Annotated in this window: 11 protein-coding genes; 4 read left to right on the top strand and 7 right to left on the bottom strand. The window is 67.4% G+C overall.

The annotated features are described in order from the left end of the window. Positions 1–17 precede the first annotated feature (17 nt). From GRI75_RS02035 to GRI75_RS02020, 4 genes are all read right to left on the bottom strand, one after another. On the bottom strand, positions 18–548 hold the full coding sequence (locus tag GRI75_RS02035) for an EF-hand domain-containing protein (RefSeq protein WP_328597906.1): 531 nt from the start codon (positions 546–548) through the stop codon (positions 18–20). A 187-nt stretch (positions 549–735) separates the two neighbouring features. After that, positions 736–1,161: a cupin domain-containing protein gene (locus GRI75_RS02030; protein ID WP_328597905.1), complete on the bottom strand. Its 426-nt coding sequence runs from the start codon at positions 1,159–1,161 to the stop codon at positions 736–738. Beyond that, positions 1,154–1,537 (bottom strand): VOC family protein, encoded by a 384-nt coding sequence (locus GRI75_RS02025; RefSeq protein ID WP_160745259.1) that lies wholly within the window; start codon positions 1,535–1,537, stop codon positions 1,154–1,156. The genes GRI75_RS02030 and GRI75_RS02025 overlap by 8 nt, the downstream gene beginning before the upstream one ends. 54 nt (positions 1,538–1,591) lie before the next feature. Next, positions 1,592–3,403 carry an aminopeptidase P family protein gene (locus GRI75_RS02020; protein ID WP_160745258.1) on the bottom strand — a complete coding sequence of 604 codons (1,812 nt, stop codon included), beginning with the start codon at positions 3,401–3,403 and terminating at the stop codon, positions 1,592–1,594. Between the two features lie 39 nt (positions 3,404–3,442). Between GRI75_RS02020 and GRI75_RS02015 the strand changes: the two genes are divergently transcribed. Further along, entirely contained in the window at positions 3,443–5,548 is a 2,106-nt protein-coding gene (locus tag GRI75_RS02015) for a S9 family peptidase (RefSeq protein ID WP_160745257.1), read from the top strand. 10 nt (positions 5,549–5,558) lie between these two features. Then, entirely contained in the window at positions 5,559–5,963 is a 405-nt protein-coding gene (locus GRI75_RS02010) for an acyl-CoA thioesterase (RefSeq protein WP_160745256.1), read from the top strand. A gap of 261 nt (positions 5,964–6,224) precedes the next feature. Here the strand turns inward: GRI75_RS02010 and GRI75_RS02005 are convergent, their stop codons facing one another. Together GRI75_RS02005 and ald are read right to left on the bottom strand one after the other, a co-directional pair. Then, a complete protein-coding gene (locus tag GRI75_RS02005) occupies positions 6,225–7,919 on the bottom strand; it encodes a GGDEF domain-containing protein (RefSeq protein WP_160745255.1) in 1,695 nt (564 codons plus the stop codon). An 84-nt stretch (positions 7,920–8,003) separates the two neighbouring features. Further along, positions 8,004–9,119: an alanine dehydrogenase gene (ald, locus tag GRI75_RS02000; RefSeq protein ID WP_160745254.1), complete on the bottom strand. Its 1,116-nt coding sequence runs from the start codon at positions 9,117–9,119 to the stop codon at positions 8,004–8,006. A 185-nt stretch (positions 9,120–9,304) separates the two neighbouring features. On the opposite strand from ald, the gene GRI75_RS01995 reads away from it, so the two are divergent. Further along, positions 9,305–10,681, top strand: coding sequence for an OprO/OprP family phosphate-selective porin (locus tag GRI75_RS01995; RefSeq protein ID WP_160745253.1), 1,377 nt, complete (start codon positions 9,305–9,307; stop codon positions 10,679–10,681). A gap of 75 nt (positions 10,682–10,756) precedes the next feature. After that, complete coding sequence (locus GRI75_RS01990) at positions 10,757–11,803, top strand: substrate-binding domain-containing protein (protein WP_160745252.1); 1,047 nt, start codon at positions 10,757–10,759, stop codon at positions 11,801–11,803. Between the two features lie 124 nt (positions 11,804–11,927). On the opposite strand, the gene GRI75_RS01985 is transcribed toward GRI75_RS01990, so the two are convergent. Then, positions 11,928–12,542 carry a hypothetical protein gene (locus tag GRI75_RS01985; protein WP_160745251.1) on the bottom strand — a complete coding sequence of 205 codons (615 nt, stop codon included), beginning with the start codon at positions 12,540–12,542 and terminating at the stop codon, positions 11,928–11,930. Between the last annotated feature and the right edge of the window lie 35 nt (positions 12,543–12,577).

Below are 12,577 nucleotides of genomic sequence, written 5' to 3'. Positions count from 1 at the left end.
GTGCCCCCTGCATCGCGTTAGCTCGCGTCGGCGGAGCGCTGCGGGCGGGCGGCCTTCCGCTCCTCGCGGGTCACGGTGCCGTTCTTGTCCGCATCGGCCCGGTCGAACCGCTGTACCGCCGCGGCCTGGAACTCGGCCTGGGTGATCGCGCCGTCGCCGTTCGCGTCGGCCTCGATCATCCTGCCGAAGCTGCCGTGGCCGCGCATGCCCATGCGATGGCCGCCACGCCGGCCCATGCGCTCGCCGCCTTCGCCGGGCTGGCCACGTTCGGCGCGCTCGCCTCGGGCGGCGGTGAACTCGGCGTAAGTGATCGCGCCGTTGCCGTCCGCGTCGACCCGGTCGAAGCGCGTCTTCTGGCGCGCATCGCGGTCGGCCTGATCGATCTTGCCGTCCTGGTTCGCGTCCATCCGCTCGAACGCTTGTGCGCTGTGCTGCTGCACGTCGGCGCGCGTGAGCGCTTTGCCCGCCGGAGCGGCTTGGGCAAAGGCGACACCGCCTGCGGCGATCGCGGCCGCGCCGGCGATCAGGGAAAGGGTCAGTTTGCGCACTGCATTTCTCCGTATCTCAGGGGGATAGAGCAACGGAACGCCCGGAAGAAGGGGGAGGAGGTTCCGGCCGAACCGCCGCTCACATCTGCCTTCTACGGTGGCTATGTCGCAGGGCTTTGCCGCGCGAGCGCGAAAGTGTCGCATATTGTCGCGCGCCCGGCGCGGCGTTCATCACTTCGCAAGGGGGTCAGCGCGGCCGGTGCTCGGTGCCCATGCCGGCGGTAATGAATACGGCGCTCGCTTCGCCATCGATATCGGCCGTGTGCCACACGCCGGGTGGGTTGATCGCATACTCGCCCGGCGAAAGAGTGACCCGCTCGATCCTCCCGTCGGGATGCTGCTGGGTCAGCGTCATCGAGCCGGACGTGCAGAGCACCACTTCCGCCCCCGCCGGATGCATCTCCCAGCTCGGCCAGTCCTCGGTGAAGCGGAACATCGAGACCAGCCGGCCCTCCGCGCCGTCGGCGGCATGGCGCTGCGCATAGTCCACGAACCACTGCATCGCCCGCTCGTCGAAGGGGAACTCCGGCTGCGGCTCCGCCGTCGCGCCGAGCCCGAGATGGATCGGATGATCCTCGAGCGAGTGGGAGCCGGGAGTGCGGCCTTCAGCCACCGGCCTGTCCGGGCATGCAGAAGGCGTTGAGCTTGTTGCCGTCGGGGTCGCGGAAGTAGGCGGCATAGAAGCCACCGCCGCGCGGGCCGGGCGCGCCTTCGTCCGTGCCGCCGTTCGCCAGCGCGGTTGCATGAAGGCGATCGACTTGCGCTTCGTCCTTCGCCTCGAGCGCAACCATGGTCCCGTTGCCGACACTCGCCGCCTGTCCATCGTGCGGCTTGGTGGCGGCCACGCCGGCACCGCCTCCCGGTTCTCCCCAGGCGATGTAGGTATCGCTTTGCATCATCCGGCCGACCCCCATCTCGTCCGCCAGCGCATCGTAGAAGCGCGCCGCCCGCGTCAGGTCGTTCGTCCCCACCGTCACGTAACCGATCATCCCGGATCTCCCCCCAGCGATTCGCGGAAGCTCTAGAACATTTGGGGAACAAAGTCAAGCCTGAAGTGGCTTGCAGGCCTCCTGCAGCCACGCCCGATCCTCGCCTTCGAGCTGCGGCGCCAGGACCTCCCGCACCCGCTCGTGGTAGGCGTTCCACCATGCCACTTCCGCCGGGGTGAGTAGCGCGCGATCGACGAGCGTCTTGTCGATCGGCACCAGCGTCAGCGTCTCGAACCCTAGCCACTCGCCCTCCATGCCCGGGATCTCGCGCGGCTCCACCAGCACGAGGTTTTCGATCCGGATGCCGAACGCGCCCGGCTTGTAGTAGCCCGGCTCGTTGGAGAGGATCATTCCGGCCAGCAGCTCCTGCTCGGTGCCGGCTTGGCCGCCGCGCGGCTTGGCGATGCGCTGCGGGCCTTCGTGCACGGCCAGGAAGCTGCCGACGCCGTGCCCGGTGCCGTGGGCGTAGTCGACCCCCGCCTGCCACAGGAACTGCCGCGCCAGAGTGTCGAGCTGCGCCCCGCTGGTCCCCTGCGGGAAAGTCTGCACCGCGAGCGCGATATGGCCCTTGAGCACGCGGGTGAAGCGGTCCTTCTGCTCGGCGCTCGGCTCTCCCGGCCCGATCCACACCGTGCGGGTGATGTCGGTCGTTCCGTCGGCGTACTGGCCGCCGGAATCGACCAAGTACACGCTGCCCGGCGCGATCGGCAGGTTGATCTCCTCGTCCACGCGGTAATGCGGGATGGCGGCATGCGGGCCGGCGGCGGAGATCGTGTCGAAGGACAAGTCCTTCAGCAGCCCCGTCTCCTGGCGCAGCTCATGCAGCCTGGCGGCGGCGGAAAGCTCGGTCTCGCCTCCTTTGGGCGCCTCCAGCGACAGCCAGCGCAGGAAGCGGGTCACGGCCGCGCCGTCGCGCGCCTGCGCATCGCGCTGGCCCTGCTGCTCGACCGGGTTTTTGGTCGCCTTGGGCAGGATCGTCGGGTCGCGCTCGGCGATCGTTTCCGCTCCGGCGGCCTGCAGCGCCTGGAAGATGGCCGCCACACCGAAATTCGGATCGACCGCCACCCGGCGGCCGGCGAGCGACGCCAGCGCCGCCTCGAACTCGCCGCGCGGCCGCACCGTGACCGCGTTGCCGAGGTGCCGGGTCAGCTCGGGCGTGACTTTCTCGGGCGCAATGAACAGTTCGGCGGTCCCGTCGGCATGAGCCACCACGTAGGACAGCGCCACCGGCGTGCGTTCCACGTCCGCCCCGCGGATGTTGAGCAGCCAGGCGATCGAATCGAGCGCCGAGATTACCGCCGCGTCGAGCTTGCGGGCCTTCAGCCAGGCGGCCACTTCGCCGCGCTTGTCCGCGCTCGACCGGCCGGCGTGCTCGTCCTGCTGCACGAATGCCGGCGCTGCGGACGGAACCGGCTGGTCCTCCCACACGGAGTCCACGGGATTGCTCTCGACCGGCACCAGCTCGGCGCCCGCCGTTTCCAGCGCGCGGCCCACCGCCTGTGCCCAGCCGTGCGTGTGCAGCCACGGATCGTACCCGATCCTGGCGCCCTGGCCGGCATTCTCGGCCAGCCAGGCGGCAATGCTGTCGGCGGGCACGGACTTGTACTCGAACAGCCGCCCGTCGACCTGGTCGCGCACCTGGATCGTGTAGCGCCCGTCCACGAAGATCGCCGCCTTGTCCTTCAGCACCGCCCCGGTGCCGGCCGAACCGCCGAAGCCGGTCAGCCAGGCGAGCCGCTGGGCATAGCCGCCGACATACTCGCTCATGTGCTCGTCGGAGATCGGCACGACGAAGCCGTCGAGCCCCCGCCGGGCCAGTTCGTTCCTCAATGCGTCGAGGCGGGCTTCATGGGTCTGCATCAGCATGGTCTTGCGGTCCTTCCGCGCGCAACATAGTGCCCTCGCATGGCCGATACCACACCCCTTTCGCCGCCGCTGGCGGCGAAGAAGCCCTCCACCGTCACGCATCATGGGATCACCGTCACCGACGATTATGCGTGGCTGCGCGATCCCAAGTACCCGGTGGTGAAGGACAAGAAGATCCTGGCGCACCTGGAGGCGGAGAACGCCTGGTTCGAAGCGCGGATGAAGCCGCACCAGGACACGATCGAGGCGCTGTTCAAGGAGATGCGGGCGCGCATCAAGGAAGCCGACAAGTCGGTGCCGTACAAGGACGGCGACTGGCTCTACTGGATCGAGTTCGAGGAAGGCGCCGAGTACAAGAAGTGGTGGCGCAGGCCGGTCGGGGCCCCTGACGACGGCAGCGCAGACCAGCTGATGCTCGACGAACCGGCGCTCGCCGAAGGGAAGGAATACTTCCGGGTCGGCGCGATCTCCGTCAGCAAGAACGGCCGGCTGCTCGCCTACTCGGTCGATGACAACGGATCGGAACGATACACCGCCAGGATCAAGGACCTAACGAGCGGCGAGCACTTGCCCGACGAGATCCCCGGCACCCTCTCGGCGCTCGTCTGGGTCGCTGGGGACACGGGGCTGCTCTACTCGCTGGCCAACGAGCAGTGGCGGACCGACAACGCCCGGCTCCACTGGCTCGGCCAGCCGATCGAGCAGGACATCGAGCTCTATCACGAGGACGATGAGGGCTTCCGCGTCTCCGCCTCGATCTCGGGGAACGAGGACTGGATCATCGTCTCGACCGGCGATCACGAGACCAGCGAAGCCTGGATCGTCCCGGCCGAGACGCCGCAGGCTCCGCTCCAGCTCGTGCGGCGGCGGGAGAAAGGGGTCGAATACGATGTCGACGTCTATCCCGGCGAGCGGCCCACGCTGTACATCCATGCCAACGACACGCACGAGAACTTCCGCCTCGCCACCGCGCCGTTGGACCGGCCAGACGAGTGGACGACCCTGATCGAAGGCTCCGACGCGTTCTACCTGACCGGGTTCGAGCTGTTCCGCGATTTCTACGTCATCGATGGCCGGCTCGGCGGCCTCGACCGGATCGAGATCCGCTACTACGACGACCCCGCGCGCATCGAACCGGTCGACTTCCCGGAGGCGAGCTACACCGCCTCGCTCGGCAGCAACCCGGAATTCGACCAGACAGTGCTGCGCATGTCGTACGAGAGCATGATCAGCCCCTCGAGCACGTACGATTACGACGTGAAGACGCGCACGCTGACGCTGCTCAAGGTGCAGGAAATCCCCTCCGGCTACGACCGCGATCTCTACGTCACCGAACGGCTTGAGATCGCGGCGCGCGACGGCACCCCTATCCCGGTCAGCCTGATGTACCGCAAGGACCGCAAGAGCCCCGGCCCGCTGCATCTCTACGGCTACGGCGCGTACGGCATGGCCATCCCGCCGGGGTTCTCGACCACGCGGCTCAGCCTGGTGGATCGCGGCTTCGCTTATGCCATCGCCCACGTCCGCGGCGGAGACGATCTCGGCCGGGCCTGGTACAAGGCCGGCAAGCTCGAAAGCCGCACCAACACCTTCAACGATTTCGTGGACGTCGCGAAAGGCCTGATCGCAGGCGGGTTCACCGAAGCCGGGCGGATCAGCATTTCCGGCGGCTCCGCCGGGGGCGAGCTGATGGGCGCGGTCATCAACTCCAATCCCGAACTCTGGGGCGCGGTCGTGGCGCACGTGCCGTTCGTGGACGTGCTGGCCACGATGCTCGACCCGACCCTGCCACTCACCCCCGGCGAATGGCCCGAGTGGGGCAATCCGATCGAGGACCGGGCGGCGTTCGAGCTGATCCGCAGCTACAGCCCCTATGACAACGTCCGCGCGCAGGATTACCCGCCGCTGCTCGTCACCGCCGGGCTCAACGATCCGCGGGTGACCTACTGGGAACCGGCCAAGTGGGTCGCCCGGCTGCGCGAGCTCAAAACGGACGGCAACGAGCTGCTGCTGAAGACCAACATGGGCGCCGGCCACGGCGGCAAGTCCGGGCGCTTCCAGTCGCTGCACGAAACCGCCGAGGAGTTCGCCTTCATCCTCTGGCAGATGGGCGTGGAACCCTCGCCTCAAGCAGCGAAGCGTTAGGCAAACAAGCATGAGCAGCGCGACCTACACCATGGCGTTCACGGCGCTGCCCGAGCACATCGATGTCTACGGGCACGTCAACAACGCGGTATGGGTCCGCTGGATGGAGGATGTGGCGACGGCGCACTGGAACAGCATCGCTCCGCAGGAACACCGCGACGCCTATGCCTGGTTCGTCACCCGGCACGAGATCGACTACCGCGGCAACATCGCCGAAGGTGAAACTTGCGAAGCGACCACGGCAATCGGCAAGGCGCCGACCGGCGCGCGCTTCGAACGGCGCACGACCTTCCGCGACATGCACGGCAAGCTGCTGGTCAGCGCCGTCACCAGCTGGGCGATGATCGACCGCGCGAGCGGCCGCATCATGCGCGTCCCCCGCGAAGTCGCCGCCCAGTTCTTGGCCGAAGGGTGATCAGATCCTCCCCTGCAAGGGGAGGGTTCGGGTGCAGGCCACCGGTGCGTGCCAGCAGATGGCTGCGCCGCCTGCCACATGGACCCTGAAACGAGTTCAGGGTGACGATGAGGAATAGGGCAGGCCCTCATCATCCTGAGAAGCCCACGTCATCCTGAACTTGTTTCAGGATCCATCTCGCCCCACGGGCGGACCTGGCGGAGGCGAGCTGAGGCGCCTGCTGGTCCCCCTCCCGCAAGGGAGGATCTCGCCACATTCACCCTAAGCCGCGGCTTTCGCGGTCACCGGCCTGCGGAACAGGCTGAGCTTCTCGGTCATCGTGCGGTTGCGCCCTGCAGCCTTGGCTTCGTAGAGCAGCTTGTCGGCCCGGTCGTACATCTCGGCGAACCCGGCCTCGGGCGCGATCGAACGCGGCATCTGCACCGCCCCCATGCTGGCCGTCACCACGCGGTCCAGCCCGGGGACCTCGCGCGCGATCCGCCCCGGCAAGCTCTGCCGCATCTGCTCCGCCCGGGCCAGCGAGTCGCGGCCGCGCATCAGCAGCAGGAACTCTTCCCCGCCCATGCGGATCGCCAGCACATCGGGCAAGTCGCGCAGCACGTTGGCGCAGGCGCGCAGCACCTCGTCGCCCAGCGCGTGGCCGAAGCGGTCGTTGACCTCCTTGAACCGGTCGAGATCGAGCAGCGCGAGGGTCTCGTAGCCGTTTCGGTGCAAGGTGCGGAAGCGGCGTTCGATAACCCGCCGGTTCAGCAGCCCGGTCAGCGGGTCGCGCTCCGATAGCTCGCCCAGCGCCAGGGCTTCCAGCCGGGCGCGGTCGCGTTCCTGCTTCAGCGCCATGAACCGCTGCATCACCGCCAGCCAGACCATCACCACTTCCAGCGCGAAAGCCATGTACATCGATTGCTCGAGCCATGCCGGCCCCGTGTAGAGCCCGATCCCGCGCATGATCTGGTCGGCGCAGCACAGCAGGATCGGCACCCACGCGACCGCGATCAGGCGCGCCGCGCGGCTGCCGCGGACCAGCGCCGTCGCCAGGGTCGCCACGAACACCACGAGAACGGGGGCGAACGTGAAGAAGTAGCCGCTGTTGTCGAACGGCTGGGTCCAGTCGAACTGCAGCGCCAGGGTCCCCGGAACCACGGCGCTCCACCAGCCGGCGCAGCGCAGCAGGTGCCGCAGCAGTTTCGGCAGCACGTCCGCTTCGAGGAAAGTCAGCAGGAAGTGAGCGGAGGCCAGGGCGCCGAGCGCGAACGCCACCGGGCCGGCAACGGCGACGAGGTCGATCGGCGGAAGCACGAAGTACAGCAGGAACCCGCCCGAGAACATCAGGTACACCAGCATCGAGCCGACCATGCCGGCGTGCAGCAGCAGGAAGCGCTCCCGCAGCACGGCGTAGAAGCCGACGTCGAACAGCAGCGGCAGCACCAGCATCCCGGCGATCAGCGCCAGCGTGACGACGGCGGTTTCGTTCCAGCCGGCGAGGTTCGGCCTGCGCGTGAGCCGCGATTCGGTCAGCACGACCACATTGTGCGGCTGGTCGAGCCGCACGATAACCTGGCGCGTGGTCTCGCGAAGCTCGGGCAGCCGCGCCATGAAGTGCGGCCCGCTATGCAGCAGCTGGACCTGGTCGGAAGCGTAGGACCGCGTCCGGATGGACCCGTCGGCGTCGACGGCGGATAGGGAGATGCGCCGGAAGCGGGTGATGTGGCTGACGAAAGCTGTCGGCGCCTCGGCGCCCTGCCAGCGCGACGCCTCGAACCGCAGCCACACGGCCGGCCGCTCGTTGTCCCAGCCGGCGCCGCTGCAGTTCCACCGCGACGCGCCGGCGGCCATCGCGGCGACGGTCACGTGCGCTTCCGAAGTCGCATGACAGACCGGCCTGTAGACCTCGGCCGTCTGGCTCGCCGCGGCGGGCACCGGGGCAGTGAACAGGACGAGCAGAAACACGAGCCACACGGGTAAAGATAGGCAGCGTCGCGCGGTCATCGCACGAGCGCTAACCTGGATTGCTTTAGGGCGCGTTAAACGCAGCCGACAAAGTCAGGCCAGGGCCTCGTCGAGCGGCAACGGTTCGTAGCCCAGTTCCTCCGCCACCGCCGGGTAGGTCACCCGCCCGGCATGGACATTCAGCCCTTGGGCCAGGTGCGGATCGGTACGCATCGCCTGCTTCCAGCCGAGATCGGCTATCCGCAGAGCGTGCGGCAAGGTCACATTGTTGAGCGCATAAGTGCTGGTGCGGGCGACCGCGCCGGGCATGTTGGCGACGCAGTAGTGGACGATATCGTCGATCACATAAGTCGGATCGTCGTGGGTCGTCGGTCGGCTCGTCTCGAAGCAGCCACCCTGGTCGATCGCCACGTCGACCAGCACGGCGCCCGGCTTCATGCACTTCAGCATCTCGCGGCTGACCAGTTTCGGCGCGGCCGCGCCCGGCACCAGCACGGCGCCGATCACCAGGTCGGCCCGGCACACCGCTTCCATCAGGTTGGCCTCGTTCGAGAAGCAGGTCTTCGCCCGGCTTTCGAAATGGATGCCGAGTCTTTCCAGCTGTTCCGGGCTGCGGTCCAGGATCGTCACGTCCGCGCCCAGGCCGACCGCCATCTGCGCCGCGTTGAAGCCGACCACGCCGCCGCCGATCACGATCACTTCCCCCGGCATGACTCCCGGCACGCCGCCGAGCAGCACCCCGCGCCCGCCATGAGCCTTTTCCAGAGCGGTGGCGCCGGCCTGGATGCTCATCCGCCCGGCCACCTGGCTCATCGGCTTGAGCAGCGGCAAGGCACCGCCAGGGCCGGTGACGGTCTCGTAAGCGATGGCAGTGGCGCCGGAGCTTACCAGGGCGGCGGTCTGGTCGGGATCGGGCGCCAGGTGGAGGTAGGTGTAGAGGATCTGGCCTGCGCGCAGCATGGCCAGTTCGGCTGGCTGCGGCTCCTTGACCTTCACGATCATCTCGCACTCGGCGAACAGCGCTCCGGCGTCGTCCCTGATCTCCGCCCCGGCGGCGCGGTATTCGGCGTCGCTCGCGCCGATCCCCAGCCCCGCGCCCGCCTCGATCCACACGTCATGGCCGTGCCTGGCCAGCTCCTTGACGCTTTCCGGCGTCAGCCCGACGCGGTATTCACGATTCTTGATTTCCCTGGGGCAGCCGATACGCATTGGAGAGTCTCCTCGTTGCCGTGTCGTTACAAGTGCAACCTGTGGCGCGCAATGGCGCCGCGCATGGCGGTGGCGGCGAGGAACGTTTCGACCGATCACGGTACATGCCCCTGCCTGTCATCGAACCGTAACAGTGCGGTCATAATGCGGTCACCGCGTTGACACACTTTCAGGACATCATTGGAATGACTTCGATTTCTCGTATTTCGGTTCTCGCGATGGCCGCTGCTTGCGGCTGGGCCATGCCGGCGCAGGCGCAGGACGCCGATGCCGCGGCGATCCAGCAGGAACTCGCGGCCATGCGGGCCGACATGGCGCGGATGGCCGCTCGCATGGAAAGCCTGCAGTCGCAGCTGACCGAAGCCCAGGCCAAGGCGGCGGCCGCCGAAGCCGCTGCCGCGGGCGCGGTGACGGTGGCCGAAGCGACCAAGGCGGAACAGTCGAAGACGGAGGTCAGCTGGAAAGGCGCGCCGGAGATTTCCGGCGAGGGCGGCTGGAGCTTCAAGCCGCGCGGGCGCCTGCAATTCGATGCCGGCTTCATCGACGCGCCCGAGTCCATCGGGCGGCCGGACGGCTTCGGCAGCGAAGTGCGCCGGGCCCGGCTAGGTGTCGAGGGCGATATCCCCGGCGGCTTCGGCTACAAGTTCGAAATGGATTTTGCCGGCGGAGGCGCCGAGATCGTCGACGCGATCTTGACTTACGAGGACGATGGCCTGACCGTCAGCGCCGGGCAGCACAACCCGTTCCAGTCGCTCGAGGAACTGACCAGCAGCCGCTTCACCTCGTTCATCGAGCGAGCGGCTTTCACCGACGCTTTCGGCTTCGAACGCCGCGTCGGCCTTTCGGCGCAGTACGGCGCCGGCGATTTCCTCGCCCAGGCCGGCGTATTCACCGACCACGTCGATTCGCTGCCCAACAAGAGCTTCAGCGTGGACGGCCGCGCGGTCTACATGCCCAAGCTGGGCAGCACCCAGCTGCACTTCGGCGGCTCGGCGCACTATTCGGAACTGAACGACGCGGCGAACAGCATTCGCTACCGCCAGCGGCCGCTTGTCCACTTCACCTCACACCGGTTCATCGACACCGGCGGCTTCGATGCGACCACGGAAACCGGCTACGGCCTGGAAGCAGCAGCCATCGAAGGCCCGTTCCACTTCGCCGCCGAAGGCTTCTGGCAGAACGTCGACCGCCCGATCGGCGACGACCCCACGTTCTTCGGCGGTTACGCCGAAGCCGGCTTCTTCCTCACCGGCGGCGACACGCGCGGTTACAAGGGCGGCGTGTTCGACCGGGTGAAGCCGGCGAATCCGGTCGGCGAAGGCGGGATCGGCGCGATCCAGGTGAACCTGCGCTACGACTTCCTCGACCTCACCGATGCGGGGATCGTGGGCGGCACGCAGAACGGCTACGCGCTGTCGCTGGTCTGGACGCCGACCGACTATACCCGCTTCCTGCTGAACTACGCCCGGATGGACTACGATGACGCGCTCTATCCGGCGAACGGCACCGATCGCGACTACGCGGTCGATGTCCTCGGCGCGCGCGCGCAGGTCGACTTCTGACCTGCCGCGCTTGTCACGTCTGTGTCACAATTGGCGCATAATCGCGCCGGCAATTCTCTCGACAGGGGTTACCCGATGAAACTCTTCAAGTCCGTTGTTCTTGCGTCCCTTTCCGCTCTCGCGCTGACCGCCTGCGGCGGCGAATCCGGCGATGCCGGCGGCACCCGCGATTCGATCCGCGCCGTGGGCTCCTCCACCGTCTATCCGTTCGCCAAACTGGTGTCGGAGCAGTTCAGCCGCGCCAACTCCGGCTTCAAGTCGCCGCTGATCGAATCCACCGGCACGGGCGGCGGCATGCAGCTGTTCTGCGCCGGCGTCGGCGCGAACACCCCCGACATCGCCCATGCTTCGCGGCGGATGAAGGCGAGCGAGTTCGAATCCTGCAAGGCGAACGGCGTGACCGACGTCATCGAGATCCAGGTCGGGCTCGACGGGATCGCCTTCGCTTCCGCCCAGGGCGGCATCCGCATGAACCTGACGCCGCAGTTCGTCTACGAAGCGCTCGCCGCCCGCCCCTACGGCAAGGAACAGACCGCCAAGACCTGGCGCGACGTCGACGCCTCGCTCCCCGACGCGCCGATCCTGGTCTACGGCCCGCCCTCGACCTCCGGCACCCGCGATGCTCTCAAGGAACTGATCCTCCAGGTCGGTTGCGAGAGCGATCCCGCGATGAAGGCGCTCAAGGAAAGCGACGAGGACCGCTACGACCAGGTCTGCACCGAAGTGCGTTCGGACGGGGTCTATGTCGACCAGGGCGAACAGGACAACCTGATCGTCCAGAAGATCGAGACCAACCCGCAGGCGGTCGGCGTGTTCGGGTACTCGTATCTCGAAGAGAACGCCGACAAGGTCCAGGGCCTGCCGATGAACGGCGTCGACCCGACCTACGAGAACATCGCCAACTTCGAATATCCCGGCGCGCGACCGCTCTACATCTACGTGAAGAAGGCGCACCTCGATGCCATTCCCGGCCTCAAGGAGTTCCTCGCCGCCTGGACCGAAAGCTGGGGCCGCGATGGGCCGCTCGCCAAGGTCGGCCTGGTCGCTTCGCCCGATGACGTGATGGCCCGCGCCCGCGACGCCGCGCTCAACCACACGACGATGACCGGCGAAGATCTCTAACCCTTACTCATACGGCGGCGCGGCTCTCTCCCTTCGAGCCGCGCCGCCTTTCTTTTGTGATCTGCGTGCAGGCCAGCCTGAGCCTTGAGCGCGGCAAACCTTCGAACGCGGCCAGGGTATCGCGTCAGCGACGCCATACCCAGTATTCCGGCCCCCAGCGCTCCTCCAGTTCCGCCAGGCACTCGCGGTGGATTTCGCGCACCCGCTCGGGGGTCATGTACTCGGCCGGATCGGTCTCCTCGATCTTCAGCGTGGACTTGTCCTCGTAGAGATGCTCGCCTTTCAGGAGGGCGTTCTCGTCGTATGGCCAGATGAACGCCTGCCGTGAATGGACGAGATAGAGCCCGTCCTCCTTCTCGACCTGGTGGCCGAGCTTTTTCAGCTCCGCGCCGGTGGACATCTGGTGGAACCACATCTCGTCGGCGATGCCCCAGTCGGCCACGGCGATCTTGTCGCCGGAGTTCCACAGCACGATCTCGCCGATCGAGGAGTAGAAATGGTGGATGCCCTGGCGGCCCGTCACCTGGAACGGGCTGGCGCCCCAGGTGATGTGGTAGACCGGATCGTCGGCCATCATATCGGGCGCGGTGATCTCGTCGAACATCGCCGCCCCTTCCAGGTGCACGTGGCGGCAATAGTTCTTCAGGATCGCCCGGTGCAGCGGGTTCTCGGTCCTGTCGTGCAGGTCGAGCGTGGGATCCATGCAGTGGTAGACTTCGGCTTCGTACTTGCTGGCCATGCGGCATCCTCCTATTTTTCAAGGCAACTTTGCAC

It is taken from the genome of Croceibacterium soli (genome assembly GCF_009828065.1).
Classification (GTDB): Bacteria; Pseudomonadota; Alphaproteobacteria; order Sphingomonadales; family Sphingomonadaceae; genus Croceibacterium_B; species Croceibacterium_B soli.
This window is presented reverse-complemented; position numbering and strand designations above follow the sequence as displayed.